Genomic DNA, 26,497 nt, shown 5'->3' with positions numbered 1-26,497 from the left:
ACGTGGGTGAAATCGATGATCTTGATACCCTCGAGCGGCTTGCTCATCGTGGCGTTCTCCCTGTCGATTGAGACGATAGTTTCGAGTCGGGTTTTTGGGTCGAGTTCTTGGGGTCGAAAGATTGGCCCGGTCGGCCCGGGTTCTGATTTGGCCGCGCACCCCTCGCGGGATGTCCCGGCATCGGTCCGGCGCGCCGCCCTCAGGCGACGCGGGATTCGAGGTCGGCCAGGCGGCGGCGCAGGTCGCGCTCGTCGTTCCAGCGCTGGGTCTCGTCGCGGATGATCGCGGCGATGCCGGTGACTTGGTCGTCGGGGCCGTGCAGCATCGCCACGGTGAAGGCGATGGAGAGGGCGTGACCGTCCTTGTGGATGGCCGGCACCCGCAGGACGTCGGCGCCGTACTTGGTCACCCCCGTCCGCATGGTCTTGGCGTAGCCGTCCCAGTGGCGCTTGCGCTGGCGCTCCGGCGTGATGAGGTCGAGGGACCGGCCGATGGCTTCTTCCGCCGTGTAGCCGAAGATGCGGGTGGCGGCCGGATTCCACACCGTGATCGCCCCATCGGGATCGGACACCACGATGGCGTCCCCGGCGGCCGCGACCAGTGCGGCGAAATCGATGCCCTGCGCCATGCTCACGCCGTGGGCCGCCGGCCTCGCGATTCGCATCGTCGCGTCGGGATGCTTGGGCTTCGTGGCATCGGACACTCCTCCGTTCTCCGCCGGACTAAGGGCCCGTACGGTGGCGTTGCGAGGACTTGGCTCCGGAGGCGCCGGCTTCGTGAGGCCTTGCTTTTTCAGCGCTTCCGTCGTTGGTATTTGGTATGCCAACGATCCCGGGGTGTCAACCGAGCTCGCCTGTGCCGATCGCCGGATTCGTCGACGCCCCGGTTACGACAGCGCCCGATTGTCAATTCTCGAAGGGGAGCAGGGGCGGACGCGGAACGTTCCCGAACGGGCGCACCGAGAAAAAGACCGCCGAGGGAGAGACGCCATGGGCCCGGGTCCGAGCATCACGATCACGCAGATCGAGGGCTACAAGTTCGCGGTCGATTTCGGGAGCGTCCTGCCGCAGCTCCTCGTCGACGAGGCCGTGCCGATCGGCGACGGCGCGGGTCCGTTCCCCGAGCAACTCCTCGTCACCGCCGTGGCCAACTGTCTGTGCGCCAGCTTCGTCTTCGCGCTGGCCAAGTTCAAGCAGGAGGCCGGCGGCATCCGGGCCGAGGCCCACTGCGCGGTGACCCGCAACGCCGAGAACCGCCTGCGCATCACCGGCATCACGGTCTCCATCTCGCTGGCCGCGCACGCCGAGGCCGTCCCGCGCATCGACCGGGTGCTGGAGCAGTTCCAGCGCTTCTGCACCGTCTCCGAGAGCGTCCAGGCCGGCATTCCCGTCGCCGTCACCGTCCGGGACGGCACCGGCACGCTGCTGGGCTGAGGACCTCATCACCCGAACATCAGGAGGACACGCCATGACGACATCAGCAATGACAACATCAGCAAAGACGACATCCGCGAACGACCGCTCCCAGGCCGAGAGGCCGGAAGACCTCGCCCGCCTGTTCAATGAACGCGCCAATGCGGGTGACGTGGAAGGCCTGGTGGCGCTCTACGAGCCCGGCGCGGTGCTGGCCGCCGGCAAGGTGGTGGCGACGGGCCAGGCCGAGATCCGCGCCTTCTACACCGACCTCCTCGGCCGCCGCTCCGACTTCCCCGCCGCCGAGACCCTGCCGGCGATCGTGAACGGCGATCTCGCCATGACCTTCGCACGCCTGCCCAACGGCACGATCTCGGCCGAGACCGCCCGGCGCCAGAGCCAGGGCGGCTGGCTCTGGCTGATCGATCAGCTCAAGATCAAGCCCACGACCGCGGACAAGGCCGGCTGACGCCCTCCCATTGGCCGGTGGGGCGATCCCCACCGCTCGGGCGCGCGTCTGAGCGCGCCCCCCACCCGAAGGGTTTTCCCGCATGATCGACCCCCACCTCGCCGGGCGGCTCGCCTTCGCGCACCGGCTGCCCACGCAGCCCCCCCTGCCCCCCGGACTCCACGCCCTCGGGCTGTTTGCCGAGCGCGACGCCATGCTGGTGGTGCCGGATGGCATCGATCCGCACCGGCCGACGCCGCTCGTTGTACTCTTCCACGGGGGCAGCGGCAGCGCGGAAAAGATCCTGCCGATGCTGCGCGCCCACGCAGAGGCGCGTGGCTTCCTGCTACTCGCACCCCAATCCGTATTTCCTACCTGGGACCTCGTGATCGGCGGCCACGGCCCCGACCGCGAGCGCGTCGACCTGGCCCTCGCCGCGGTCAGCAGCCGCTTCCTCCTCGATCCCGGCCACCTCGCCTTCGCGGGGCACTCGGACGGCGGCAGCTACACCCTGTCCCTGGGGCTCGCGAACGGTCACGTCGTGACCCACCTTCTCGTCTCCTCGGCGGGCTTCCTCTCCGTCCACCTGCAAGCGGGCGCGCCGCGCATCTTTCTCTCGCACGGCACCCGCGACGAGCAGATCCCCATCGATCGCAGCGCCCGGGTTCACGTCGCGAAGCTGCGGGAAGCCGGCTACCACGTCACCGCCGTCGAGTATGACGGGCCGCACGCCTACGACCCGGCGGTCGTGGCGCAGGGTGTCGCCTTCTGCCTGGCGGACGAAGCCTGAGGCGCGGAGCCCGATCCGCGGGACGCGCGCGGCTGGTCGCGGATCAGTCAATGCTCTAGCTACATCTCCGGTCAGGTATTGGAGAACGTCATGCGCGGTTCGACGCGGTTGCTTTGCGGAGGCGCGCTGTCTGCGGCCTCGATGCTCCTCGGGATCGGGAGCGCTTCGGCCGATTGCGTGCGGCACGTCTACAATCGCTCGCCCCTGGTGCTGGTCGCCTCCCAGGACGGCGGCCCCGCCATCACGGTCCGGCCCGGCACCTCCCGGACGATCCGGCTCGCGCGCCCCGGGACCCTGACCCTTGCCGGCTACTGCGCGCCGCGCGGCCTCTATGGCGACCCGGCCGCCTTCGGCCCGCCCGTGGTGCAGGAATCCTTCGGCTACCAGGCGGTGCTGGATCGCTGCTACTTCGAGTTCGGGCACGACTTCTACGCCAACGAACTCGGGCGCGGCTTCCTGCCCTACGACGGGACCAAGCCCTTCACCCTGAACAATCCGAAGCCGGGCGACGTCGTGCTCTACACGGATCAGGCGTCCTGCCTCCCGGCACGCTGACCGCCGACCGGGGCGCGCTCGGGACCGGCGGCCGCCGTCGATCCCTTCACGCGCACGCCGAAATCGGCCTTCGCCGGAAACCGTCCGGCATCACATCGCCGGAGGGTGTTCTTTAACGAACCCCCTCCGAACACGGTAAATAAATTACCACTAATTCGACGGCGCGCTTAGAATCTAAGCTTTCGCACAGGATCAACCGCACAGACGAATGCCTCTTAAGGCGCAGCTAAGAAGTGTATCGTACCGAGGGGCACTGGCCCCTGCTTGCGTTTCGAGAGCTGTGCGTGCGTCATCTCAGAGATCTTGTGCTCGCCGGCGCACTCATTTTTCCATCGGGCTTGGCCTATTCCCAGGATTGCACGCCTGATCGGCTCGGTACTTCCCGGGTGATGGAGGTCCCCTTCACCCAAGGCCCGGTCGGGCGCGCCAGCTATCGGCAGACGTTGCCCCTGGAGCCGGGCGAAGTCGTGCTCACCTTCGACGACGGGCCAATGCCGCGGCGGACCCCCGCCGTGCTGGAAGCGTTGCGGACCGAATGCGTGAAGGCGACCTTCTTCGTCGTCGGCACGATGGTGGCCGAGTTTCCCGACATCCTGCGCCGGACGGCCGCCGAGGGGCACACGATCGCGACCCATACCTGGTCGCACGCCTACCTGAACCGGCAGCGCAGCCGAAACGTCCAGCGCGACCAGATCAATGGCGGCCTCGTGGCGGCTCGCACGGTCCTGGGCCAGACCGACCCCGCGCTCTCGCCGTTCTTCCGCTATCCCGGCCTCGGGCACACCCGTGCCCTGGACGGCTACGTCGCCGCCCAGCGCCTGATTCCCTTCAGCATCGACGTCGATGGCGACGACTGGCGGCGGATCACCCCCGAGCAGGTGGTGGAGCGCGTGCTCGCCCGCCTCGATGCCCGCGGCAAGGGCATCGTCCTCCTGCACGACATTCAGCCGCGCACCGTCGCGATCCTGCCGGAGCTCCTGCGCCGACTGAAGGCCAAAGGCTACCGCATCGTTCACGTGGTGCCCGCGGCGGGCGACACCCGCCTCGCCCTCAACGCGGTCGAAGAGCCCCGCGCCCGGCGCATCCGGCTCGCCCTGGACCGCCTGGAGACGCGCGAATTCCAGCGCGTAGCCTCGGCCGGCGGCAGCTTCGTCCCGGTCACGACGGCGCCCGCCCGGGTCGTGCGCGTCGCCTCGGCCGGCGACGAAGCCCTGGCGCTACGGCCCGCCCTGCCGGACTCCGTCACGCCCACCCCCACGGGACATGCCTGGGTCGATCCGGTGCACCCGCCGGCCCCCGCTGCGGTGGCGCGTGCGGAGGCTCCGTCCGCATCGTCGACGGCTCCGGTACGCCCGGCCCTGGCAGCGCCGAACCTTCCCGCCGGGGAACGCCCGGCGACGCAGCCCGCAGCCGCGACCCGGGCGGATCGCGCAGGCGCCGACACGAACCGGGGGCGGGAGACCGACCACGCCGGCTTCGTCTCGGTGAGTCTGCTGACCGGCCAGGGTGCCGGCTTCCAGGAGATCCGGCTGCGACGCTGAGCCGGGCGCGGCCCATGCCGCAGCCACGGGCCTGCTGATCGCGCGGCATCAGACCCGGAGAACCGCATCGAGACAGATCCGGCCGCCGACGCGGCGGCCCCCTCCCCTCGCCGAAGAGACCTGAGCATGACGTCCCTCGCTCGCCTCCTGCCCCTCATCCTCCTCTGCGGCGCGAGCCCCGCCCTGGCGATCAGCGCGGACGAATCCCCCGAGGGCCGGTGGGCGCCGACGCTGAAGGCGTGCCGGGACCCGGAGGGCAGCGGCGTGTTCGAGGTGCGGCTGAAGGCACAGGCCGGCCCGGCCCTGGAAGGCGCCGGAAACCTCTGCCGGATCACGCGGGTCTCCGACACGGCGATCGGCTATCGCCTCGCCCTGCGATGCTACGGCTCGGCCGAGGATCAGGCGGCGGACCGGGACGCCAGCATCCGGCAGATCGTGGTCGATGCGATCGGACCGGTGACCATGCGGACGGATGGGCGCCGCGTGTATCGCTGCGCAGGGTCAGCCCGCGTGGCCGCCGCGCCGATCCCCCCGCCCGTCGTACCGGGCCCAGCCACGCCGCCCGACGCGCCGAGGACGGAATCCTCCGCCTCGGCCTCGCCCGCGACGGACGCGCCTTCGCCGCAGGCACCGATGTCCCAGGCTTCGGTCACCCAAGCACTCGTCCCGGACGCGCCGTCGCCATTCGCACCGCCGCCGGAGGCGTCGACCCAACGCGCGGCCCTGCCGGTCGACCCGACCCGACGCCAGACCGAGCGCCCGGTCTGGCGCGGACAACTCGTGGACTACGCGGGCAGCCAGGAGGCGGGCACGATCGTGGTCAGCACGCGGGAGCGCGCGCTCTATCTCGTCCAGGCGAACGGCAAGGCCATCCGCTACCGAGTCGCGGTCGGCCGAGCGGGCGCGACCTGGACGGGGGTGGAACGGGTCACCGCCAAGCAGACCTGGCCGGGCTGGACCCCGACGCCGGAGATGCGCCGGCGCCGGCCGGGCCTGCCGCACCACGTCGCGGGCGGCCCGCGCAACCCCCTCGGGGCGCGGGCGCTCTATCTCGGCGACTCGGCCTATCGCATCCACGGTACGACGGAGCCGGGCTCGATCGGCCGCGCCGCGTCGTCCGGGTGCTTCCGGATGCTCAACAAGGACGTCATCGAACTCTACGAGCGCGTCCCGGTGGGAACCCGAGTCGAGGTGATGTGAGTGGGGTATGCGAGAGCCGGCGAGAGCTGGTTCTACCTGGCCGCCGTGCTCGATCTGGCCACCCGCGAGAGCGTCGGCTGGTCTATGCGTGATCACATGCGGGCCGAGTTGACCTCGGCCGCTCTCATGATGGGCACCCGACGGCAGCGGCCGGGCGCTAGGCTCGTCTGTCATTTCGATTGCGGCAGCCAGTACGCCGCCAAGGCCTACCGAAAGCAGCTCGTCAGCATGAAGGCGACGCCCTCCATGAGTCGGACCGGCTGCTGGTACGACAATGCCCCGATGGAAAGCTTCTTCGACACCCTCAAGATCGAACTCGTACAAGAGCGACGTCGACGGCTACGCCGGCTATAAGGTGATGGCCGCGCGAAACGCCGTGAGTTCGGCCCTCCGCTGAGCGCATGTGTGCCGCCGATTCTACGAGTTGGCCAAGGCCGGCCCGGCGCCGATCGCGAGCGAGGCACTCACGCGCATCGCCGAGCTGGACCGGTTCGAGGGCGAGATCTGCGGGCGGTCCCTCGACGAGTGCTGGGCGGGGCGTCAGATCCGCAGCCGGTCGGTCGTCGAGGCGATCCGCTACGCGCTCGGCCGCTGGGCGGGCCTGTCCCGCTTCCCCGACGACGGGCGCGTCGGGATCGACAACAACGTCGTCGAGCGGGCCATCCGCCTCATCGCGCTCACGCGCAAGAACGCGCTGTTTGCCGTGTCCGACGGCGGGGCCGGGCGCTGGGCGGTCGTCGCCTCGCTGGTCCAGACATGCAAACTGAACGGGGTCGAGCCACGGACTTACCTGATCGATGTCAGCACCCGCGTTGTCGCCAGGCAACCGCAGAGCGGCCCGAACGACCTGCTGCCCTGGACCTACGCCTCGCAGCCCCTCAAGGCCATGACCTGAGAACACCGCTTACTTTAAGGCCCAAGATACTTCAAATAAATCGACGTTCACATACTTAATAACGCAGACTTAAATGATCTGATAGGATAATCAATCTGCGATAAAAATTGAAATATCTGTGGATTCCAGAATTTTAATAGATATTTATTTTATGATTAGATTTTTCATTACGCAAAGCTTGATAAAATTCGATTTTTATACACGAATATTCAAATAGTAGCCGGAGAGTTGCATTTATATACTTATTTTGACAATTAATTGATAATTAATATTAAAATCTGTATATTATGGATTAATGAAAAATATGGACTCGCCATGAAACTACATTTCCCTCGGCTCGATCTGCGATTTCAGATTGCTGTTCTCGGCATGAGTGGCGTGCTCACCCTCGGCATCATTTCTGTCGTGGCCTCAAACACGCAGGACCATTTTCAGCAAATTGCTGATCAAAGCATGGAGATGAAAGAGCGGATCGCTTCGGTTGCCATCGATCTTCTCGCTGCCCGTCAGATCGAGACCGATTTCCTGCTTCGACGCCAAGACGGGCTCATTACCAGACGGCAGGAACTGATCACGCGCGCAAACCAGCGTCTGAGCGAGGTCGAACGCCTCGTCGCGTCTCTCCCAGCCGACGATCCATTGCGCAAGGCGGAAACAATCCGCGTTGGGCTCAACATCTACACCATCCGCTTCCAGAACGTGGCCGCCGCCCAACGCACTCTGGGTTTTACCGAGAAGGATGGCCTGCAGGGCGGCCTTCGCACGGCTGTTCACGCCGTCGAGAAGCGCCTCTCCGAATTCGACCAGCCGCGCCTGTCCATGTTGATGCTGATGATGCGTCGGCACGAGAAGGATTTCATGCTGCGCGGCGAGGAAAGATACGGCGACGAGCTGCGCGCGCGCGTATCAGAGTTCGAGCCCGCGCTGTTGGCGTCTCCGCTGGCGCCGACCGTCAAATCCGAGATCAAGGGTCTGATCACGGCTTATGAGAGCCGCTTCCTGGCATATCTCGCGGGAGCCTCCAGCCTGACGGAGGAGGCAAACGATCTCACCGCCATTTACGGACGTCTGGAGCCGCTCGTTACGGAAGTGAAGCAGGCGGCTGAAGCCAAATACGAGCAGGCACAAGGCGCTATCGTTGCGTCGCGGGAATGGTTTGCCCGACTGATCTGGACGACCATCGGCCTGACGGTCTTGTGCGCCGCGGTTCTCTCCTGGTGGGTAGGACAGCGCATATCCGGTCCGCTCAAAGCCATGGCGGAAGCAATGGAGAAGTTGGCCGGCGGGGATCTGGCAGTCAGCGTGCCCCGTCTGGAGCGACGCGATGAAATCGGTGCCATCGCTCGGGCCTTCGCTGTCTTCCATGCCAAGATGACTGAGAATAGCGAACTGACCCTCGCACAGGTAGCGGCACGTGTGCAGAGCGAGGCCGAGCGCAAAACGACGATGCGCGCGATGGCTGATGGCTTCGAACGTGCGGTGAGTGACATCATCAGCATCGTGGCATCTGCCGCCATCGAATTGCAGGGTACTGCGCAAAGCATGGCCGGCATGGCCACCGAAACGGCCAACCAGTCAACCACCGTGGCGGCAGCGGCCGAGCAAGCCGCCTCCAACGTCAACACCGTGGCGACAGCCGCCGAGGAGCTGGGCTCGTCGGTTCAGGAGATCGCGCGTCAGGTTCAGGGATCCGCCACCTTGGCGCAGGCCGCTGTTCACGAGGCGGCACAGACGGCGGCGGTGGTGCGGGAACTGAGCGGGGCAGTCACGAAAATCGGAGATGTGGTGACGATGATTACGACCATCGCGGGTCAGACCAATCTCCTGGCGCTCAACGCTACGATCGAGGCAGCCCGCGCAGGCGATGCGGGGCGGGGCTTTGCTGTCGTCGCAGCCGAGGTCAAGGAACTCGCCAACCAGACGGCACGAGCCACCGAGGAGATCAATGGCCAGATCAGCCGCATCCAGGGCTCGACAGGTCAAGCCGTCTCAGCCATCGACGGCATCGCAGCCCGGATCCAGGAGATCAGCGGAGTCGCGAACGCAATCGCGGCGGCGGTCGAGGAGCAGGGTGCGGCGACCCAGGAGATCGTGCGCAACGTTACTCAGGCGGCGATGGGCACCGGTGAAGTGACATCCAATATCGCCGGGGTGGCGGGCGCCGCTGAAGAGACAGGCGCGGCGGCCAGCCAAGTGCTGGCTTCGGCCTCCGAATTGTCGCGTCAGTCCGAGCATCTTGGTGCCGTAGTGGCGCGCTTCCTAGCGACGGTGCGCGCAGCCTAGCATTGTAGTTGCAGGATCCTGAACCGCATCAAGTCGTCCGACTTCACACGGCTTATGTCGAGCTATATCGAGCGGACACGCATGCGCTCCAAGTCTTAAAACGAGCCGCATTTTACATGCAATATTTGTAAATCTCAGTCCGCAAATGCGATTCTAACCAGTCCTTGAACCAAGAACACTGCTCATAACGGAGATGCCCATTTGGCCTGCCCGCTGAAAAATGGTCCTCCCTGAGGTATGGCTTTGCGCCATCGTGGAGTTGACCCCGTTTATGGTCCACCGCCTATGCACGTTCTCGGGCAGTGACAGCTTGGTTGGCGAAGGCATAGGGCGTCGAACGACCTTCGGGCTGGGACGAGTCGGCGTCGTACTGGCAAACAATTTGGGGGGATCAGGAGCTACAGGTATCGGCTGATACCGCGCGGAGGCGAGTTGCGGCGCGCTTTTGGGGGCATCCCTTGGGAGGGCATCCCATGTACACCTACGCGGATGAAATCCCTGTGGCGGTACTTCCGGTGAGGTGGAAGCGGTTCGTGACAAGGATCTCACTGGCGGCTTCTTGCTCGTGCTGCCGCTGGAAGAGCTCGTTGTGCGCGTCTTAGAACAGGGCGACGACGAGCGGTAGGAAGGCTTACGTCGTGACCGAGGCACGCTCGCGCTTCCAGGTTTTGGCACAACGCCGAACGGTATCGTAGCCGCCCTCGTCACCGAGGCCGCGCAGCGCCTCGTAGATCCGGAACAGCGACAGTGCGTGCGAGAGCGGGAAGTTTGTCGGTAGTGGCCGGGAGTTTGTCGGCTCAAGCCTGGGCGATTGTGCCTGAACCGCAAGACATTGCACCCGGAGGCCGACAATCTCTCTGCACGCTCCGAAAGGTATGCGAAGCGATATCAAGGTGTTAGCAGCACCTCAACCGACAAACTTACTGCGTTTACACAGCGTGCTCGCGAGGGCGGCCCTCCGTCCGTGCCCCGTGCGTCGGCCGGAAGCGGGGCCGTCAAGATTTGGTTAACGGCGACGCGGCTAGCATCGATCCCCATGGGACCGCGTCGCCGGGTTGCCGATGGGGCGGCGCCGGCCACGGTCCCGTTGGGGATCGATGGATGGTACGCGACGCCGGCACGGCCATGATCGCCCTCGTGGCCGACGCTCCTCCCCTTGCGCTCATTCAGGCCCTGGCGCCCCTCGCCTGCGCGACCCGTCTGGTCCTCGGTCTGGCGGATGCCGCCGCGCTCACCGCCCAGCCCTGCGATCTGATCCTGATCGAGGCGACCGAGACCGCGCAGGCGCGCAGTGTCGACCTGATCGCGCGGCTGCGCGCGATGCCCGAGCACGCGCGCAGCCCGATCGTGCTGCTCGCGGATGACGTGGCGGCGGTGCGCTACGCCGCGGTCGCGGCCGGCGCCAACGACGTCATGGCCCGGACGGTCGAGCCCCTCGAGCTGATCACGCGGCTGGCCAACCTGCTCGAACTCGCGTTCCTGCGCCGCAAGGCCGACCATCAGGCCCGGGCCATGAGCCGGACCCTGGAGCAGGCGGTGGCCGAGGCCGCCCTGCGCGAGCGCGAGATCATCCGCCGCCTGACGCTCGCCGCCGAGTTCCGTGACGACCAGGCCGGCGATCACCTCACCCGCGTCGCGGGCTGCACCATCGCCATCGCGGAAGGCCTGGGGCTCTCCGAGCAGGAGGCCAATGACATCGCGCTGGCCTCGACCATGCACGACATCGGCAAGATCAGCATCCCGGACGCGATCCTGATGAAGCCCGGCCTCCTCACCGAAGCCGAGCGCGAGGAAATGAAGCAGCACGCCCTGCGCGGCTATCGCATGCTCAACGACAGCCCCTCGCACCTGCTGCAGATCGCCTCCGACATCGCGCTGACCCACCACGAGCGCTGGGACGGCCAGGGTTATCCCCAGGGACTGCGCGGCACCGAGATCCCCCTCGCCGGCCGAATCGTCGCGGTGGCCGACGTGTTCGACGCCCTGATCTCCGAGCGCGTCTACAAGAAGGCCTGGCCCCCCGAGCAGGCCCGCCGGCACCTCGAGACCCATGCGGGCAGCCACTTCGACCCCGATTGCGTCGCCGCGTTCATGTCGCGCTGGAGCGACATCACGGTCCTGATATCCGAGCGCCCCTCCGACCCCAGCGCCGCCTGAGGCCGCGGCCGGAGGCAGGTTCGCCCGACGCGAACCTTGCGCCCCGCGAAGGATGTGCAACATTCGCAGGGTCGGGATGAAGGCCGTCCGGATGTCACGGCTGCGGCGAAACAGTTATATACTGGAAGGACCTGTGTCCGCTATCGTCGGAACCGGAAGGGCTCCGGAGGCGGTCCTCTTCGCCACCGCGCCAGCGGCTGGCTTCAGGGATCAAGTGGCATGGCATGCATGGTAGACGCTCGGCCGGAGAAGACGGCGCCCCTCACCGATCCACTCCTTCTCGACAACCAGCTCTGCTACGCCCTCTACGCGGCCGCCCACCGGATGACGAAGTCGTATCGCCCGATGCTGGAGCGGATGGGGCTGACCTACCCGCAATACCTCGTCCTCCTCGTGCTCTGGGAGACGGACGGCGTCACGGTCTCGGAGATCGGCCGGCGCCTGCGTCTCGATTCCGGAACCCTGACCCCCGTCCTGAAGCGCCTGGAGCATGCAGGCTTCCTCGTGCGCAACCGGCGCCGCTCGGACGAGCGCGAGGTCGAGATCGCCCTCACGGCGAAGGGCAAGGGCCTGCGCGCTGAGGCGACCGCCGTGCGTGAATCCGTGATGTGCCAGCTCAACATGTCGGAACCCGAGGTCCAGGCCATGCGGGCCGATCTGAACGCGCTGATCGCGAACCTCAGCGCCGCCGGGTGAACGCGGCGCCCGGCGGCCGGGCCGATGGAATCGCGAGCGGCCCAAGAAGATTTGCCGGATAAGTTTCTCTTGAGCGACGTGGCCCGGAACCGCTAAGTCGGAGCAGGCCACCGATGCTCGGCTGTCGCGGCACGCCCGCGCCGGACCGGACCCCTTCGAACCCTCGCCGGGGCCGTGACCCCAACGGGATTGCGCCAGATATGAAAGCCCAACGACAGGTCCGGGCGCGTATCGCCCCGGGCCAGCCCCCCTTCGCGACGCGACATGCGCCGCCCCTCGGCAGCCGGAGATCGGCGGGCGACGCGTGGCGACGCGAACCGTCGGTGACGGAAAGCGTTTTCAACCCATGAGCGCGAATGCGGGTGAGGCGGACCAGACACCCCGGCGGCAGGTGGGGGCGCTCCCTTTCCGGCGGACGCCGGAGGGCGGTTACGTGATCCTCCTGGTGACCTCGCGCGAGAGCCGGCGCTGGGTAATCCCCAAGGGCTGGCCGATGAAAGGGCGCAAGCCCTACGAGGCGGCCGCGCGCGAGGCCTACGAGGAGGCCGGGCTGCTCGGCACGGTCGGCAAGCGCCCTCTCGGATTCTACCTCTACGAGAAGCGTCTCAAGAGCCGCGACGCCGTCCTGTGTCAGGTCAAGGTGTTCCCCCTCGAAGTGCGCAAGCAGTTGAAGCACTGGCCCGAGCGCCACCAGCGCGAGGACCGATGGTTCTCCCCCTCCGAGGCCGCCGAGGCGGTGGCCGAGCCTGGCCTCGCGGCAATCATCCGGGCAGCCTGCAAACGCGAGACCGGCGCCCTCGCCTGAAGGTCAGGCCGGGTCGCGGTTTCGGGGCGGCGGCAAGGAACAGCCGCCGCGACGCACAAAACCGAAGCAATCGTCGCCGATGCGATTGCCAAGCCGCCCGCGATCGGCTACTTGCCCCCTCGTCCAGTCGCGAGGCCATCGCCGCCGCAACGGACACCGCGCTGCTGTAGCTCAGTGGTAGAGCACCTCATTGGTAATGAGGAGGTCGACAGTTCAATCCTGTCCAGCAGCACCACTACTTCCTTCAACTCAGTCAAAGCATTGCTGACCGGCGAAGCTGTCCTTTCAGCGCCGTGCGTACCCCCGTTTTGCGGTAGCGGTCGATACAGCCAAGCTCCTGATCGCGGATGTCGGGCGCGCGTATAGACGCGCCGTGGATCTGTATCAGGCTCGTCCCGCACGGGCTCGCCGCGAGCGAGTGCGGCAGTTCCTGGGTGCCCTCTGGAAATCGCGTTGGCCGCGGGCCCTGCCTCCCCTTGCGCAGAGCCCCTCTGTGGTCACGGGGACGGACGCTGCGTCCCAGGCCGCCGAGGATCAGATTATCGGTGGCGTACGGAGTCACCGGGCGATGCGCGCAACTGCCCGATCCGTGGCGCTGCGGACGTAGCCGCGGGAGATGAGCCGGTCGCGCCCCATGGTCCGGCGCTCCGCCTCGGCGAGATCCGCCAGCGCGTCCTCGACCGCTCGAACGAGAGCGGTCCAGGCGTCTCCCTGTGCTGCCCGATGGTAGGCGAGCGCGATCGTCTCGGCCTCCGAGAGCTTGACCTCCACAGGCGGTTCGAACGGACGGGCGTGCATCTTGGGTCAATCCCTGTAAGAACGTATCAGGAACAAACCGCATCGTGGTCGACGGTTCAATGGAAAGGACCAAGGCTGCGAACGCGCCGGTGGACGTCTGTGGAATCCGGGGTAGAAGGCCAATGCCGACGCGGCTTTACCGCTTCCACTGCACGGATGGCCATGATCTGGTCCCCGACCTGCGCGGGCGGCGCATTCCGACGGTGGCATTGATGCGCCTCCACGCCGAGCGGATCGCGCTCGACCTGATGCGGCACGGCGCGCGGCTCGATTGGTCGGCCTGGCATGTCGAGGTCTACGATGCGAACGGCCGGGTGGTGCTAACGAAGGCCTTCACGGACGTTCGGGATGACCACACGGTTGCCTAAGGCCAGAGCAGCCCGATTCCAGCGATGAAGATGACGGTCATGGTGCAGGCGTTTGTGAACGCGCGCGCGCGGCCCATACCAGGCGACCGAGACATGCCACCGACGCGGAGCGGCGCCCTGAAGGCGACAGCGGCGATCAAGAAGACCCCGGTGATGACCGGATGACAGGCAGGGCCGCGATCGCGGCCATGCCGACGACGAGGCGGACGAGCAGGAGGCCGCGACGATCCCGGACCAAGTCAGCGATATCCCCTGGGGATTTCGCAGAGCGTCGGCTGGGGGCGTCGAGGGCCTGGAGACGGAGGAGATCACCATGGCATTCAAGGCGAAATCGGCAGCGGAGACGAAAGCCGCGGATCTGGCATCCGCCCTCGTCCGGATCGCCGATCGTGACGGCGCCCCGCTCAACGTCGGCGTGGATCGGCTTCGACACGGCAATCCACGTCTCACACCCCTGGCGATCGGCCAGACCTTCCGGAAGTATCGGGATAGCCTCGACGCCGCGCTTGCCGAGCGCGGTTATGTCCTCGTGGACTACGCGGATCGGGGGCCGGGGCGGGGAATGGAATTCGAGATCGCCCCTGCGTAAGCGTGTCTCCGCAACGCAGCCCCATGGGAGGAAACCCGGCGCACCCTGATGGGGGCCAGGCCCATCGATCGCGCTGGATCAGGCGAGGTCGTTCTGCTCCTCCGGATCTTCGGGAAGGCGCTCGGCCGGGTCGACCGTCTCCTGCGTGTGGCGGCCTTCGATCCGCGGGGCGCCGCTGGTCGGCTCTGTCGATTGGGATCCCTTGGGATCGTCATCGCCATTCCGAGTGATCACCTGATTCATCGGGACGTCGAGCGGATCCTGCTTGTTCTCGGTAATTGTGTCCTCGCCAGTTTTTATGGTCGAGGCCGACGGCTGAGGCGCGCCCTTGTTCGGGCGCGTCACCACGACGGCGGGATCGATCCAGCGGTCGAGCTGCCCCCGAGTCGGTCGCGGCTCGAACGCCAAGGCCCGCCTCGGATTTCTCCAGGCGGTCGATGCCCCCTCCGTTCGTTCCGACCGCCGCGCTACAGGCCGCCCCCGATACTGCCCGTGCGGTCCGGCATTGCGGCCCACGACCGAGTTCGAGGTGACCGTGTCGGCGCCGGTCGCACCGCGCGATCTGACGCGACCCGGACGTCCGCCTGTCGCGATCTACGTGCCGGTGACCGTGGCGCTCTGCTTCTTGCTCAGGGAGTGGGCCTCAACCTCGGCGCTCATCCGCACGAGGACGAAGGAAGGCAGCGTCAGAGCACACGTCGCTTCTGCGCAGACCCGCGAACGTCGCGCCTGGGCGAGCGATCAGACGCGGGCGAAGCGTTCATCGTACAGCGACGCGGGTCGAGCCCCAGATGCCGACCCTGGCCCGCTGGATCGAGCGCGCCACGACGTCGCCCCACCCGAGCTTCAATCCGTCGGGCAATCGGCAGGATTTTGTCGTGCTACCCCGAGGCGTATCGGGTGTGCGGACTCGACTCAAACCAGTTGCGACAACCGTTTGTTCGCATCCTGGAGGGCGAGTTCGATCGAATCATATTCGATCTCCGACTCCTCGCGAAAGAGTTCCGCGGTTCCGCAGATGGACCAGAGATACCGACTCCGATTCCTCGGGGATGGCCGGATACCGACGCGATACGGGCACTTCGCTGACACTGACATCGCCATCTCCTGAGGTATAGTCAACGAGACCTTCATGGCCAAGGTTCCTCGCTCGACCGGGCGTCTCGGTCGACCACTGGGGGTTCGCGGGACGCAGACAGTAACCCGCGACACCCGCGAGAGCCGTGGGCCGGATCGGAAGAGCCGCATACGAATGCCAGCAAGCCCGACGGCAAGGGAACGCAGATGGGGTCGGCGATCCATCCGGCGGCCAGATCTCGATGGCGCTCCAAATCCAATCTGAGGCGCGGCGTCCTTCCGCGCGAAACACCCTGAAGGCGCCGGAGGGAGATGCCCATCGCAGCAGCGATTTGTGCAAGGTTGAGTCCGCAATGTGCGTTGCAGCGCAGGCGTCGGTTCGTTGAGTAACTAGGGTGCCGTACGAAGCCTTGGCGGTCTTCGGCGCCAGACGCTCTGCGAGGCTGGACGTGTCAGGCGTCGATTGATGGCCGAGCCGAAGGCAACGCGCGTCGAAATGTCGACGCGCTGTGAGCGCCCGGCCTGCGCCCGAGGAATGGTGGCGGGGATCGTATGGGGCGCCCCCTTCCCGGGAAATCGTGCCGCCTCGGCGTAGATCCGGTGTCGCCGACATGGGCGATCCGACGGGAGTCGCCACTGCCGAACCGTCGGGCCGCACTTATGTCTCAATGGGGCGCCACCGCAGGCAGCGGATCGAAGGACGCTGACCCCCATGGAACTGCCCGGTGCGAGCCAACCGGCTGGAATGAGCAAGATGGACGTCTATGCGCACGTGATCCGTGCGCTCGTCCTGCGCGATATGCGGACGCGGTTCGGCGGTTCCCATTGGGGATACGCCGTTCTGGTCTTGTGGCCGGTGGCGCACATCTTCATCATCGTCGGGATCATGGCCTTTCGGGGCGTACCGTCGCCGCTGGGCGGCAGTCCACTGATGTTCGTAGCGACAGGATGCGTACCTGCGCTGACATTTCAGTATATGTCGCGCGAGATCATGAAGGCGCTTCTGGCAAATAAGCCGCTGATCTATTATCCGCAGGTAAAGCTTTTCGACATCGTCGTCGCGCGGGTTCTAGTCGAGATCGTCAAAGGCTTTACCTGCCTCTTGGTCGTCATGTCCATTCTCACTGCGCTGGGTGAAAGTGTAATACCGGTCGAACCTGTCGTAGCGATCTATGCTTACTTCGCCGCAACGCTTCTCGGTATCGGTGTCGGGATCGTAAATGTCGGGATCGTATCGTTTTTTCCAGCATGGATTTTGGGCTACATCGTACCAATGCTTCTGCTTTATATGACATGCGGGGTGGTGTTCGTACCCCATTTGCTTCCGAACGAACTCTACGAGATCCTGAAATGGTCTCCGATCGTTCAGATCGTCGAGTGGACACGCCTCGCCTACGATCCCAATCTCGGCGTCGAGGTCGACTATCTCTACGTTCTCATGTGGGGCATGGGGTCCGTCGCTTTTGGATTGATCCTGGAACGATTCGTCGTCCGCCGATTTGCCTGACGCCGCCAGGTTCGCCGTCGAGGCGCCCCCGGGTCGCTCGCGCTCCTAGGCCGAGATCGCGCCCCGCCAGCGCAATGCATCGATCAAGGCGCGCAGGGCGGGCGTGACCTGCCGGTCCGGATAGTACAGGTGGCAGCCCGGGAAGGGCGGGCACCAATCTTCCAGCACCTGCACCAGACGACCGGCGGCGAGGTCCGCCGTGACCTCGCTCTCCATCATGTAGCCGAGCCCCGCGCCTGCCCGGACGGCGGCGCCGGCCAGGGCGCCATCATTCACCACAAGCTGGCCGCCGGCCCGCACCCGCATCGCGCGGCCGTCCCGGGCGAACTCCCACGGCAGGAGGCCACCGCCGCCGATCAGGCGGTAGTTCACGCACGGGTGGGCCTCCAGATCGGCCGGAGTTTCGGGCCGGGGATGGTCCGCGAAGTATTCCGGTGTGCCGACCACCACCGTGCGCTCATCGGGGCCGACCCGCACCGCGACCATGTCGCGCTCCACGGTCTCGCCGAAGCGGATCCCGGCATCGAAACCGGCCGCGACGATGTCGGCGAGGCGGTCGTCGACGACGACTTCGACCGTGACGGACGGGTGGTCGCGGAGGAACCCCGGAAGGGACGGCGCGAGGATGGCGCGCGCGGCATAGGCGAACGTCGTGATCCGAAGGGAGCCCGACGGCGTGCCGCGCCAGTCGGCCAGGGCCGCGAGGCCCCGCTCGACCTCCGCCAGCGCCGGACTCAGCGAGCGGAGCAGGCGCTCGCCCGCGGGGGTCGGGGCGACGCTGCGCGTCGTGCGCGCCAGCAGGCGCACCCCGAGGCGGGTCTCCAGCCCACGCATCGCGTGGCTGAGCGCGGAGGGCGACAGACCGAGTTCGGCCGCCGCCCGCGTGAAGCTGCGGGTGCGCGCCACCGCCGCGAACGCGGACAGATCGTCGAGGTCGCCGCGCCGCATTGCTGCATCCCGCTCATGGACCCATGCCGTCCGACAGGGCTAATCCCCCTGGTGGCGCCGGGCTACCCCTCTGGGGAGTTTTCAGGTGGGTGCAACAATGGATCTGACGCATTATCGGACGCTGGGCCGCTCGGGGCTGGCGGTGAGCCCCCTCGCTCTGGGCACCATGACGTTCGGCACGGCGCGCTGGGGGCTCGACGCGGGCGGCAGCCGTGCCGTGTTCGACGCCTACGTGGAGGGCGGCGGCAATTTCATCGACACCGCCGACGTCTACGCGGGCGGCGCCAGCGAGACGATGGTCGGTCGCTTCATCGCCGAGCGCGGCCTGCGCGACCGGATCGTCCTCGCCACCAAGGCCGGGTTCGCCACCGGACATGGGCCGCATGCGGGCGGCTGCGGCGCCAAGCATCTCCACGCGGCCATCGCGGGATCGCTGCGCCGCCTCGGGACCGACTACGTCGACCTGTACTGGCTGCACGCCTGGGACGGGATCACGCCGGCCGAAGAACTTCTCGAGACCATGGTGGGCCTCGTCCGGAGCGGGAAGGCCCGCTACTGGGGCCTGTCGAACACCCCCGCCTGGTACGCCGCCCAACTCGCGACCCTGGCCTCGGTGCGCGGCCTGCCGGGCCCCATCGCCCTGCAGCACTTCTACGCCCTCGTAAACCGGGAGGTCGAGGACGAGCACGTCCCCCTCGCCGCCGCGTTCGGGATGGGCCTCGTGCCCTGGTCGCCCCTCGCCTACGGGCTCCTGACGGGCAAGTACGATCGCACCGCCGTCGCGGCGTCGCCCGCACGCGGATCGGGCCTGCCGCGTGACCCGGCGGAGGCCGGGCCGGCGCGGCCCGAAGGCGACCGGCGCCTGGACGGCGCCAACCCGTTCGGCGACAGCCTGTTCACCCCGCGCAACTGGGACATCGTCGAGGCCGTGCGCAGCGTGGCGGACGCGATCGGGCAGCCGGCGGCGCGGGTCGCCCTGGCCTGGGTGGTGGACCGGCCGGGCGTGGACGCAACCCTGATGGGCGTCAGCCGGCCGGCACAGCTCGACGACAATGTGGCGGCCCTCGGGCTGACGCTCGCGCCGGAACATCGCGCCGTCCTCGACGCCGCGAGCGCCCCCGTGGCCCCGCGCCTCGTCGACAGCTTGTCCCGGCTGCCCGTGCGGCAGCAGGCCGTGTTCGGCGGCAGCCGGGTCGAAGCTTCGGCGGAACGGCCGCGCCGCGCGGGCTGAGCGCCACGCCTCCGGTTCCGATCGTGGGAAAACCATCGGCGGACGACGCGGCATCTCTCACCGCCAGCGAAGTCTGAGAACGCGACCCGACCGGAGGTTCGGCCGTCGATGGGCCCCTCGATCCACCGAGAACCACCCCGAACGATGCCGGGAGGCGGCGGCGAGTCACGGTGTGGACCGCGTTCCTCAGGCCGCCGATCTCGGTGGTTCGGAATCCGCCTGGAACGAGGTGAAGCGATCCTGCGCGTCGAGGGGCACCGCCAGGGTGCAGTGCAGCCCGCCAGCGTCGAAGTGGAGCTTCACCGTTCCGCCGAGTTCGTGGCCGACGCCCCCGTTGATCAGCCGCGTGCCGATCCCGCGGCCGGGCGGGCTCACGACCGGGGGGCCGCCGCTCTCGCGCCAATCCAGGGCGAGCCGGCGTACCCCGTCGCTTCTGGTCTCGACCCGCCAGGTGACCTCCAGGCGCCCGCCCTCCGCCGAGAGGGCTCCGTACTTGGCGGCGTTCGTAGTGAGTTCGTGCAGCGTCATGCCGAGCGCCAGGACGTAGCGCGGGGGCAGCTCGATGTCCGGTCCCTCGATGAGGAACCGGTCTTGGCGTGCATCGACGAAGGGCGCCAACTCGTTCTCCAGGAGCATCTCGAGGGAGGCGCCGGCCCATGCGTCCCGTGAGAGCAGGTCGTGGGTCTTGGCCAGGGCGATGATCCGCCCCTCCAGGCGCTCGCCCGTCGCGTCGGTGCGGCGCGACTGGCGCGCCAGGGACTGGACCGTGGTCAGGGTGTTGCGGACCCGGTGGTTGAGCTCGTGCAGCATCATCGTCTGACGCTCCTGTAACAGGTGGCTCCGGGAGATCTCGGCCCGCAAGGCGCCTTCGTGCTTCTCCAGGCCGGCCGCCATGGCGTCGAACGCTTCGCCGAGCTGGCCGAACTCGCCCGAACCGGACAGGCCGGTCCGGGCGCCGAGATCCCCCGTCCGCCAGGCCGAGGCTGCCGTGAGCAGACGGCGCACGGGCCGGCGGATGAAGGCGCGCCCGGCGAGGAGGGCGGCCGCCAGCGCCATCAGGGCGCCGAGGACGATCAGGATCGCGCCGCGCCGCGTGGCCGCATCAATGTCCGCATAGGCCAGCCTCGGCGAGAGGCCGACGGCGACGGTCACGCCGTCGAGGTCGTCCGGCGAGGGGGCCGCGATGCCGGTGATGCGCAGGTTTCCCCGCAGGCCATGCAGGTCGACGACCCCGCCGCGATTCGCCGCAAGGGCCGCGAAGGTCTCGGGCGGCAGACTGCGGCCGACCCAGTCCGCATGGTCCGGGACCCGGATCATGACGGTGCCCTTGCGGTCCACGACCGTGAGGGTGGCGTCGGGCGGCAGGCCCCCGCGGGCCTGATGCTCGGCGAGGTAGGTCAGGTCGACGCTGGCGATGACGATTCCCAGCGGGCGCCCGTCCGGGCCGGGGATGGCTTGGGCGAACTGCATCGTCGGAACACCGGTGACCCGTCCGGTCACGATGTCGCCGATGGCGAGGCCGCCTGTGCGCATCGCGTCCTGGAAGTAGCGCCGATCGGCCAGCGTGTAGGCGCCGGGTGCCGACCCGAGGGTGTTGCAGACGATGCCACCCTCCGCGTCGGCCACGCCGAAGAAGAAGGCACCGGGCACCTTGCCCAGCAGGGTCTTGAGGTAGGCCGTGCAGGGTGCAGGATCCTTGGCCCGGATCTCCGGAACCTCGGCGAGCACGCCGAGCACCTGTCGCGTCCCGCGCCCGAACTGGCCGAGATCCGCCGCGACGCCGCGGGCGGTGCGTATCGCCTCACCGCGCACGGCATCGCCCCGGGCGGCCCGCAGGGCGTACTCGTTGTAGCCCTGGATCGCGATGGCAGGCAGCAGCGCCAGGGAGACGAGACCGACGATGCGCTTGGTCAGCGACATGCGCAGCCCGTTCGGACGTCATGCCCCCGCCACGGCACACCGGGCCGTACCGGGCGCCGGCCTTTAGGCTGCCGCGGCATCGACGGTCTCCTGCATCGACGCGAGCGCCGCCTCCAGGCGGCAGACGAGCCCGGTCGGGGCGTAGGCGAGCGTGACCTCGCCGCCGACCTCGGCAGCGAAGCTGCGCTCGATCAGGCGCGAGCCGAAACCCTTGCGCGCCGGCGGGCTCAGAATGGGCGGGCCGCCCTGCTCGGACCAGGTCAGGCAGAAGCGCGGGGCGTTGGATTCGTGCACGACGTGCCAGCGCAGCTCGACGATGCCGGTCTCGTTCGACAGCGCGCCGTACTTGACCGCGTTGGTGGCCAGCTCGTGCAGAGCAAGGGCGAGCGAGAGGGCCGGTTTGGCCGCCAGGAGCACGTTCGGGCCCCCGGCGCGCAGACGAAAGCCCGTGCCGCCCCGGTGTACGGAGAGCGCCCCATCCACGACCTCCGCGATGGGTGCGGCTGTCCAGCTCGCCTGGGTCAGGATGTCGTGGGCCCGCCCCAGTGAGATCAGGCGTGCCGCGAAAGCCTCGCGCATCTCCGCGACGTCCGTGCTTCCTCGCAGGGTCTGGCTGGCGATGGCCTGCACCAGCGTGAGGGTGTTCTTGACCCGGTGCTGCAACTCGCCGGTGAGGAGGCGCTGATGCTCCTCGGCCCGCTTGCGCTCCGAGATGTCCAGCATCGCCCCGATCATCCGCCTGGCCACACCGTCGCCGCCCCGGATGACGTATCCCCGGTCGAGCACGTGCGCGTAGGTCCCGTTCGCCCGGAGGAAGCGGTATTCGTCGCTCCAGGCCGATCGGTCGCTGTCGATGACCGCGTGGATGGAGGCGTCGATCCGGGGCCGATCCTCGGGGTGGATCCGGCCGATCCACCAGTCGCCGGTCGGCACGATGGCATCGGGCGCATAGCCGTAGGCGGCCTGAAGCGCCTCGTTCCACAGGACGTGGTTGGTGGCGAAGTCCCAGTCCCAGATGGCGTCGTTCGTGGCGCGCGCGGCCAGACGATAGCGCTCCTCGGTGTCGCGCAGGGCCTGCTCCGCGCGCCGCGCCTCGGTGACGTCGTGGGTGGTGCCGATGAAGCGCACCGTGCGCCCGTTCTCGACCAGGGCCTGGCCCTTGGCAGCCACCCAGCGCTCGATGCCGTCCCTGATGCCGAGCGTCCGGAAGGCGATGTCGTAGGTGCCGCTCCCCGCCGGATCGAGGGCCGCGGCCACCGCTGCGTCCACCCAGGCCCTGTCGTCGGGATGCAGGCCCTCGAGGAAGACCGCATAGCTCACCGGTGCCTCGGGCGGCAGCCCGAATAGCGCCCGGGTCTGCCCGTCCCATTCGAGCACATCCGTGACGAGGTCGTAGTCGAACACGCCGGTCCCGGTCGCGGCCACGGCGAGACCCAGCTTTTCCTGCGCATTCCGGAGTGCGACCTCGGCCTCCTTGCGGTCGTGGATGTCGAGCGAGGTTCCGATCCAGCTCAGTAGGGTTCCGTCGCCGTCCCGGATCGCCTTGGCCCGGGTCAGGAACCAGCGATACGCGCCGTCCGCCCGCCGCAAGGGAAACTCCACCTCGTAGGATTGCCCCGACGCTGCCGCGGAGAGCCGGGCACGGCGCATGGCGTCGCGATGATCGGGATGGACGACCGACGTCCAGCTCGCCTCGCCGGCCTCCCCCGGCGGCAATCCGGTGAACGCGTACCAATAGGCATTGCAGTAGGTGACGTTGCCCTCGGCATCGCCGAACCAAACCACCTGCGGGCTGACCTCCACCAGGGAGCGGTAGCGCAACTCGCTCGCCTCCAGCACACGGTCCGCCTCGCGCTGCCCGGTCCGGTCGCGCAGGATCCTGACGAAGCCCAGGGTCTCGCCCTCGCTCGACCGCAGGGGCATCGTTTCGCTGCTGGCCCAGAAGCGGCGCCCGTCCTTGCGCAGGTGCCAGCCCTCGCCGGGGGCGCTGCCGGTCTCCAGAGACAGCCCCATGTCGCTCTCCGGCCGCCCGCCCGCCCGATCCTCAGGGGTGAACAGGACCTCGACGGATGCGCCGAGCATCTCGGCTTCGCTCCAGCCCAGGATGCGCTCGGCGCCGGCGCTCCACCGAGTGACGCGGCCGTGCGGATCGGTGGCGACGATGGCGTAATCGGTGGCGCTGTCGAGGATGCGCTCGTGCAGGAGGCGCTGCTCCTCCTGCTCGCGCAGCGAGCGGCGAAGCTCCATCTGCGCCATCGCCTGGCGCGCCAGGCGCGCGAGGCCCCGGCGCTGTCGTTCGGTCAGCGCGCGCGGTTTCGTGTCGAGGACGCAGACGGTGCCGATCGGATGTCCCTCGGCCGTCCGCAGCAGCGCGCCCGCGTAGAACCGCAGGCCAGGTTCGCCGGTGACGAGGGGGTTGTCCTCGAAGCGCGGGTCGCGGGTGGCGTCCGGCACGTACAGGAAGTCCTCCTGCAGAATGGCCTGCCGGCAGAACGACGTCCCCAGGGGCGTCTCGCGGACGCCGAGCCCGACCTCGGCCTTGAAGAACTGGCGGCCGTCCCCGATCAGGTTGACGACGCCGATCCGTACCTCGCAGAGTTCGGCGGCCGCTTCCGCGATCTCGTCGAAATCCTGCTCGCGCGGCGTGTCGAGCAGGCGGTAGCGGTCGAGGGCGCGCAGGCGTGCGGCCTCCGTTTCCCTCGCGGTCGCTCGTGCGGGCTCACTTGTGGGCGCGCGGTTCATGATGCCGATGAGTCTGGAGGGTCGCGGATCATCCTTTCAGAGGCGGTAACCGGCGGCGGAAATAAGGCCGATCGTCCGTCGTCCCGGCTCAAACCGCAAGAGCGCCGCGGTGGTCGGCCCCCTTGCGCCATCGGCGAGCGGCACGCGATCGGAACGACGGACCGCGATGAAGTCCTGGCCGCCTCAGGATCGAAGCGCGAAGGCGGGCTCCAGCAGGCCCCGCACCCCGACCGGCACGACGAGGGTGCGCCCATGCTCCGGGTCGGCGGCGCGCTCCTCGGTCGTCATGCCCTCGTAGGCGCTGGTGACGAGGAGATGGTCGAGGCCGGGGCCCGCGAAGGTGGGGCACGAAGGCCGGCTCACCGGGAGCGGAAGCGTGCGCAGGCGCTCGCCGTCCGGGCTGTAGGCGTCGAGGCAGGCGGCACCCCAGCGGGCGCACCAGATCCGGCCCTCGGCGTCGACGACGGCGCCGTCCAGGCCGCCCTCTCCGCCGCGATGGTCGTAGTGGGTGGCCGGCTCGCCCACCGGCAGACCCGTGCGGGGATCGAGGGCGACGCGCTTGAGACGGCCCGCATCGGTATCGGCGAAGTAGCCGGTCGCGCCATCGGGCGCGAAACAGATGGCGTTCGGGATGGTGAGGCCACCGAAGAGGCGCGTCACCCGGGTGCCGGCCACGTGGTAGATCGCGCCGCGCCCCGGCTCGGCGTCACGCCCCATGGTGCTGATCCAGAGGGCGCCGGAGGGATGGACCCGGCCATCGTTGGAGCGGGTGCCGGCATTCTCCGCCTCGAGCGGGCAGAACCGGGTCAGGCCGCCGTCGCCGAAGGTTCGCAGATAAAGCCCGTCCTTGGCCGCCAGCAGGTGCCTGTCCTCGTCCACCGCCACCACGGCGCTCGCCATCAGGGGAAGGTCGTGAATCCGGGCCGGACCGCCCGCGAGGGGGGCCTCGAACAGGCGCCGCTCCAGGATGTCGACCCACCAGGCGATGCCGGTGCGTGGATCGTAGCAGGGGCCCTCACCGAGGTGGCAGCGGGGCGCGTCGAGGATCGTGATGGCGTCCATGCTGGGTCCGTCCTCCTGGGCGCCCCGTACCCGGGGCCGCCGGACGGAGGCCGCGCTGGCTTCCTACCGGCTCATGTTCCGGAAGCGGCAGTACCGCCCTGTATCCCTGTAACCCGCCGGGCAACGCTTCACGCAGGCGCCGGCGGCGAATTTCAGCGGTGGGCGGCAGGAATACCGGTGCGCCTTGGCCTGAAAGAGGCCGGAGCGGTTGGCGGCCTGTGCCCCATCCGCTGCGCCACCGATCAGGACGGCCCCGAAGACGGCCAAGGCCGCGCATGATCTTCTCATCGACATCGGTTCGGATCATCCTTTCAATGCGTCCGCCGCCAGAGGGTGGCATGGACCGATCCTCGAAATCGCGCGGTGTACGCCCCGAACCGAGGGGGTGACGACGAAGCCGGGTAATGCGGACTGGCCGGTGGGGTGGGACGCCACCTCGCTCAGAGACTTGCTAAATCGGGCGGCGCCACGATGGGACCGCCGCCCTCGGATTGGCCTATCCGGACTCAGTAGCGCGGTCCGCCCGAAGTGGTGCCGCGCTGCTGTGCGTAGCCGGGCTGCATCGGGTTCCGCGCATTCGGATCGCCATGCATCAACCGGTTGCGGGTGTGATGGGTCCGGTAGGCGCGGGAATGGTGGATCGCATCATGGCGATGGCCACGGTGCCGCATGTGATACTTGCGAGCCTTGTAATTGCCGGCATAACCGATCGACGAGCTGGCACGCATCCGTTCAGCATGCGTCATCCCAGGTGCGGCCGAAGCGGATCCGATGGAAAAGCTGGCGAACATCATGCCAGAGGCCAGAACCAGTGCGAGGGTCTTCATGTTAGACTTCCGATCATGTGCTCACGAGCGGCACAGTGCGCCGGTAAGTCTCTTCTAAAGCGGTCGTTCCACAGCAAAATTGACATTTTTGTTATGGATTACAGACCACCTTCCGCTCGTGGATTTCGCTGCCGAACTGATTATTCAATATACCAGAGCGCACAACGGAGGGTCCGGGTCCAGGCGATCTTGAGCGCAGGAACCCGACGAAGAGAAGACGTCCTGATCGCTACCGTGGAAGTGCTGACGGCGATGTCACGGCCGACGAAGCCGACGCTCGTGCTCGTCCATTCGCCGCATGCATCCGCCTCAGGCACGACGACGAAGCGCTCGACCCTGGTCACAAGGCCTCGTCCCACGATGCGCCTGAAACTGTATTCATGATGCACATTCGAACGACGGTATAAGGCACCGCAAGACCGCATTTAATCCCGCTCACCGTGTGTCGTGCGACACGTCGAGAATGAAAACGGCTTCCTATCTTCAGTTCAGACAGACAGAAACGGACCAGAGACCTGGTTCGTACGAAACTGGAGAGACAAAGCCATTATGAAGACCCGTATCGCCGCTCTTGCCACTGTCCTTGTCCTTGGCGTTGCTCCGATCTCGTCCGCGATGGCCTACGACAGCCCCTCCCGTTACACCG

General features: G+C 67.7%; 23 protein-coding genes, 1 tRNA gene and 3 pseudogenes. 18 read left to right on the top strand and 9 right to left on the bottom strand.

Annotated elements, in window-relative coordinates:
- Positions 1-199 precede the first annotated feature (199 nt).
- Complete coding sequence (locus MFF30_RS09605; RefSeq protein ID WP_373320874.1) at positions 200-628, bottom strand: PAS domain-containing protein; 429 nt, start codon at positions 626-628, stop codon at positions 200-202.
- A 361-nt stretch (positions 629-989) separates the two neighbouring features.
- On the opposite strand from MFF30_RS09605, the gene MFF30_RS09600 reads away from it, so the two are divergent.
- From MFF30_RS09600 to MFF30_RS09560, 9 genes and pseudogenes are all read left to right on the top strand, one after another.
- Positions 990-1,433: an OsmC family protein gene (locus tag MFF30_RS09600; RefSeq protein ID WP_238279101.1), complete on the top strand. Its 444-nt coding sequence runs from the start codon at positions 990-992 to the stop codon at positions 1,431-1,433.
- Positions 1,434-1,482: 49 nt separating this feature from the next.
- Positions 1,483-1,881, top strand: a complete 399-nt coding sequence (locus MFF30_RS09595) for a YybH family protein (protein ID WP_238279099.1) — start codon at positions 1,483-1,485, stop codon at positions 1,879-1,881.
- An 82-nt stretch (positions 1,882-1,963) separates the two neighbouring features.
- Positions 1,964-2,650, top strand: a complete 687-nt coding sequence (locus MFF30_RS09590; RefSeq protein ID WP_238279097.1) for an alpha/beta hydrolase — start codon at positions 1,964-1,966, stop codon at positions 2,648-2,650.
- Positions 2,651-2,740: 90 nt separating this feature from the next.
- Positions 2,741-3,205, top strand: coding sequence for a hypothetical protein (locus MFF30_RS09585; protein ID WP_238279095.1), 465 nt, complete (start codon positions 2,741-2,743; stop codon positions 3,203-3,205).
- A gap of 389 nt (positions 3,206-3,594) precedes the next feature.
- A complete protein-coding gene (locus MFF30_RS09580) occupies positions 3,595-4,746 on the top strand; it encodes a polysaccharide deacetylase family protein (RefSeq protein ID WP_238279093.1) in 1,152 nt (383 codons plus the stop codon).
- Between the two features lie 126 nt (positions 4,747-4,872).
- The gene (locus MFF30_RS26180; RefSeq protein ID WP_373320873.1) at positions 4,873-5,946 is read left to right on the top strand and encodes a L,D-transpeptidase; all 1,074 of its coding nucleotides are present in this window, start codon (positions 4,873-4,875) and stop codon (positions 5,944-5,946) included.
- A 12-nt stretch (positions 5,947-5,958) separates the two neighbouring features.
- Positions 5,959-6,279: pseudogene (locus MFF30_RS09570) on the top strand (transposase); the annotation flags it as partial.
- Positions 6,278-6,841, top strand: a pseudogene (locus tag MFF30_RS09565) (IS66 family transposase); the annotation flags it as partial. The pseudogenes MFF30_RS09570 and MFF30_RS09565, both read left to right, overlap by 2 nt.
- A gap of 315 nt (positions 6,842-7,156) precedes the next feature.
- Complete coding sequence (locus MFF30_RS09560) at positions 7,157-9,124, top strand: methyl-accepting chemotaxis protein (protein ID WP_238279091.1); 1,968 nt, start codon at positions 7,157-7,159, stop codon at positions 9,122-9,124.
- Between the two features lie 634 nt (positions 9,125-9,758).
- Here MFF30_RS09560 and MFF30_RS26175 read toward each other — a convergent pair.
- Positions 9,759-9,932 (bottom strand): annotated as a pseudogene (locus MFF30_RS26175) (IS21 family transposase); the annotation flags it as partial.
- A 293-nt stretch (positions 9,933-10,225) separates the two neighbouring features.
- Between MFF30_RS26175 and MFF30_RS09555 the strand changes: the two are divergent.
- From MFF30_RS09555 to MFF30_RS09540, 4 genes are all read left to right on the top strand, one after another.
- Positions 10,226-11,281 (top strand): HD-GYP domain-containing protein, encoded by a 1,056-nt coding sequence (locus MFF30_RS09555; RefSeq protein WP_238279090.1) that lies wholly within the window; start codon positions 10,226-10,228, stop codon positions 11,279-11,281.
- Between the two features lie 228 nt (positions 11,282-11,509).
- Complete coding sequence (locus MFF30_RS09550; protein ID WP_238279103.1) at positions 11,510-11,977, top strand: MarR family winged helix-turn-helix transcriptional regulator; 468 nt, start codon at positions 11,510-11,512, stop codon at positions 11,975-11,977.
- 346 nt (positions 11,978-12,323) lie between these two features.
- On the top strand, positions 12,324-12,782 hold the full coding sequence (locus MFF30_RS09545; protein ID WP_238279088.1) for an NUDIX hydrolase: 459 nt from the start codon (positions 12,324-12,326) through the stop codon (positions 12,780-12,782).
- 160 nt (positions 12,783-12,942) lie between these two features.
- Positions 12,943-13,017, top strand: a tRNA-Thr gene (locus tag MFF30_RS09540).
- A gap of 323 nt (positions 13,018-13,340) precedes the next feature.
- On the opposite strand, the gene MFF30_RS09535 is transcribed toward MFF30_RS09540, so the two are convergent.
- Positions 13,341-13,580: a hypothetical protein gene (locus MFF30_RS09535; RefSeq protein WP_238279086.1), complete on the bottom strand. Its 240-nt coding sequence runs from the start codon at positions 13,578-13,580 to the stop codon at positions 13,341-13,343.
- A 122-nt stretch (positions 13,581-13,702) separates the two neighbouring features.
- On the opposite strand from MFF30_RS09535, the gene MFF30_RS09530 reads away from it, so the two are divergent.
- From MFF30_RS09530 to MFF30_RS09520, 3 genes are all read left to right on the top strand, one after another.
- Entirely contained in the window at positions 13,703-13,948 is a 246-nt protein-coding gene (locus MFF30_RS09530) for a DUF6894 family protein (RefSeq protein ID WP_238279084.1), read from the top strand.
- Between the two features lie 24 nt (positions 13,949-13,972).
- A complete protein-coding gene (locus tag MFF30_RS09525; protein WP_238279083.1) occupies positions 13,973-14,113 on the top strand; it encodes a hypothetical protein in 141 nt (46 codons plus the stop codon).
- Between the two features lie 148 nt (positions 14,114-14,261).
- On the top strand, positions 14,262-14,537 hold the full coding sequence (locus MFF30_RS09520) for an adenylosuccinate synthase (protein ID WP_238279081.1): 276 nt from the start codon (positions 14,262-14,264) through the stop codon (positions 14,535-14,537).
- Positions 14,538-14,615: 78 nt separating this feature from the next.
- On the opposite strand, the gene MFF30_RS09515 is transcribed toward MFF30_RS09520, so the two are convergent.
- Positions 14,616-14,945 carry a hypothetical protein gene (locus tag MFF30_RS09515; RefSeq protein WP_238279079.1) on the bottom strand — a complete coding sequence of 110 codons (330 nt, stop codon included), beginning with the start codon at positions 14,943-14,945 and terminating at the stop codon, positions 14,616-14,618.
- Between the two features lie 1,381 nt (positions 14,946-16,326).
- On the opposite strand from MFF30_RS09515, the gene MFF30_RS09510 reads away from it, so the two are divergent.
- Positions 16,327-17,121: an ABC transporter permease gene (locus MFF30_RS09510; RefSeq protein WP_238279077.1), complete on the top strand. Its 795-nt coding sequence runs from the start codon at positions 16,327-16,329 to the stop codon at positions 17,119-17,121.
- Positions 17,122-17,166: 45 nt separating this feature from the next.
- Here MFF30_RS09510 and MFF30_RS09505 read toward each other — a convergent pair whose 3' ends face one another.
- Complete coding sequence (locus MFF30_RS09505; RefSeq protein ID WP_238279075.1) at positions 17,167-18,069, bottom strand: LysR family transcriptional regulator; 903 nt, start codon at positions 18,067-18,069, stop codon at positions 17,167-17,169.
- A gap of 97 nt (positions 18,070-18,166) precedes the next feature.
- Between MFF30_RS09505 and MFF30_RS09500 the strand changes: the two genes are divergently transcribed.
- The gene (locus MFF30_RS09500) at positions 18,167-19,300 is read left to right on the top strand and encodes an aldo/keto reductase (RefSeq protein WP_238279073.1); all 1,134 of its coding nucleotides are present in this window, start codon (positions 18,167-18,169) and stop codon (positions 19,298-19,300) included.
- Positions 19,301-19,486: 186 nt separating this feature from the next.
- Here the strand turns inward: MFF30_RS09500 and MFF30_RS09495 are convergent, their stop codons facing one another.
- The 4 genes from MFF30_RS09495 to MFF30_RS09480 all read right to left on the bottom strand — a co-directional run bounded on the left by MFF30_RS09495 (position 19,487) and on the right by MFF30_RS09480 (position 25,851).
- Positions 19,487-21,220, bottom strand: a complete 1,734-nt coding sequence (locus MFF30_RS09495; RefSeq protein WP_238279071.1) for a sensor histidine kinase — start codon at positions 21,218-21,220, stop codon at positions 19,487-19,489.
- Positions 21,221-21,283: 63 nt separating this feature from the next.
- Entirely contained in the window at positions 21,284-23,962 is a 2,679-nt protein-coding gene (locus MFF30_RS09490) for a PAS domain S-box protein (protein WP_238279069.1), read from the bottom strand.
- Between the two features lie 183 nt (positions 23,963-24,145).
- Complete coding sequence (locus tag MFF30_RS09485; RefSeq protein WP_238279067.1) at positions 24,146-25,024, bottom strand: SMP-30/gluconolactonase/LRE family protein; 879 nt, start codon at positions 25,022-25,024, stop codon at positions 24,146-24,148.
- A 506-nt stretch (positions 25,025-25,530) separates the two neighbouring features.
- The gene (locus MFF30_RS09480; protein ID WP_238279065.1) at positions 25,531-25,851 is read right to left on the bottom strand and encodes a hypothetical protein; all 321 of its coding nucleotides are present in this window, start codon (positions 25,849-25,851) and stop codon (positions 25,531-25,533) included.
- Positions 25,852-26,497: the final 646 nt, after the last annotated feature.

Origin of the sequence: Methylobacterium goesingense, from assembly GCF_022179225.1 — a bacterium.
GTDB classification, from domain to species: domain Bacteria; phylum Pseudomonadota; class Alphaproteobacteria; order Rhizobiales; family Beijerinckiaceae; genus Methylobacterium; species Methylobacterium goesingense.
The sequence above is the reverse complement of the archived record's forward strand: the minus strand, read 5'-3'. Positions and strand labels throughout refer to the sequence as shown.

Bases quoted from the DNA above. Each gene is read 5' to 3' on its own strand.
- MFF30_RS09605 (WP_373320874.1), bottom strand. From the start codon at position 628: ATGGCGCAGGGCATCGATTTCGCCGCACTGGTCGCGGCCGCCGGGGAC.
- MFF30_RS09600 (WP_238279101.1), top strand. From the start codon at position 990: ATGGGCCCGGGTCCGAGCATCACGATCACGCAGATCGAGGGCTACAAG.
- MFF30_RS09595 (WP_238279099.1), top strand. From the start codon at position 1,483: ATGACAACATCAGCAAAGACGACATCCGCGAACGACCGCTCCCAGGCC.
- MFF30_RS09590 (WP_238279097.1), top strand. From the start codon at position 1,964: ATGATCGACCCCCACCTCGCCGGGCGGCTCGCCTTCGCGCACCGGCTG.
- MFF30_RS09585 (WP_238279095.1), top strand. From the start codon at position 2,741: ATGCGCGGTTCGACGCGGTTGCTTTGCGGAGGCGCGCTGTCTGCGGCC.
- MFF30_RS09580 (WP_238279093.1), top strand. From the start codon at position 3,595: ATGGAGGTCCCCTTCACCCAAGGCCCGGTCGGGCGCGCCAGCTATCGG.
- MFF30_RS26180 (WP_373320873.1), top strand. From the start codon at position 4,873: ATGACGTCCCTCGCTCGCCTCCTGCCCCTCATCCTCCTCTGCGGCGCG.
- MFF30_RS09560 (WP_238279091.1), top strand. From the start codon at position 7,157: ATGAAACTACATTTCCCTCGGCTCGATCTGCGATTTCAGATTGCTGTT.
- MFF30_RS09555 (WP_238279090.1), top strand. From the start codon at position 10,226: ATGGTACGCGACGCCGGCACGGCCATGATCGCCCTCGTGGCCGACGCT.
- MFF30_RS09550 (WP_238279103.1), top strand. From the start codon at position 11,510: ATGGTAGACGCTCGGCCGGAGAAGACGGCGCCCCTCACCGATCCACTC.
- MFF30_RS09545 (WP_238279088.1), top strand. From the start codon at position 12,324: ATGAGCGCGAATGCGGGTGAGGCGGACCAGACACCCCGGCGGCAGGTG.
- MFF30_RS09535 (WP_238279086.1), bottom strand. From the start codon at position 13,580: ATGCACGCCCGTCCGTTCGAACCGCCTGTGGAGGTCAAGCTCTCGGAG.
- MFF30_RS09530 (WP_238279084.1), top strand. From the start codon at position 13,703: ATGCCGACGCGGCTTTACCGCTTCCACTGCACGGATGGCCATGATCTG.
- MFF30_RS09525 (WP_238279083.1), top strand. From the start codon at position 13,973: ATGAAGATGACGGTCATGGTGCAGGCGTTTGTGAACGCGCGCGCGCGG.
- MFF30_RS09520 (WP_238279081.1), top strand. From the start codon at position 14,262: ATGGCATTCAAGGCGAAATCGGCAGCGGAGACGAAAGCCGCGGATCTG.
- MFF30_RS09510 (WP_238279077.1), top strand. From the start codon at position 16,327: ATGGAACTGCCCGGTGCGAGCCAACCGGCTGGAATGAGCAAGATGGAC.
- MFF30_RS09505 (WP_238279075.1), bottom strand. From the start codon at position 18,069: ATGCGGCGCGGCGACCTCGACGATCTGTCCGCGTTCGCGGCGGTGGCG.
- MFF30_RS09500 (WP_238279073.1), top strand. From the start codon at position 18,167: ATGGATCTGACGCATTATCGGACGCTGGGCCGCTCGGGGCTGGCGGTG.
- MFF30_RS09495 (WP_238279071.1), bottom strand. From the start codon at position 21,220: ATGTCGCTGACCAAGCGCATCGTCGGTCTCGTCTCCCTGGCGCTGCTG.
- MFF30_RS09490 (WP_238279069.1), bottom strand. From the start codon at position 23,962: ATGAACCGCGCGCCCACAAGTGAGCCCGCACGAGCGACCGCGAGGGAA.
- MFF30_RS09485 (WP_238279067.1), bottom strand. From the start codon at position 25,024: ATGGACGCCATCACGATCCTCGACGCGCCCCGCTGCCACCTCGGTGAG.
- MFF30_RS09480 (WP_238279065.1), bottom strand. From the start codon at position 25,851: ATGAAGACCCTCGCACTGGTTCTGGCCTCTGGCATGATGTTCGCCAGC.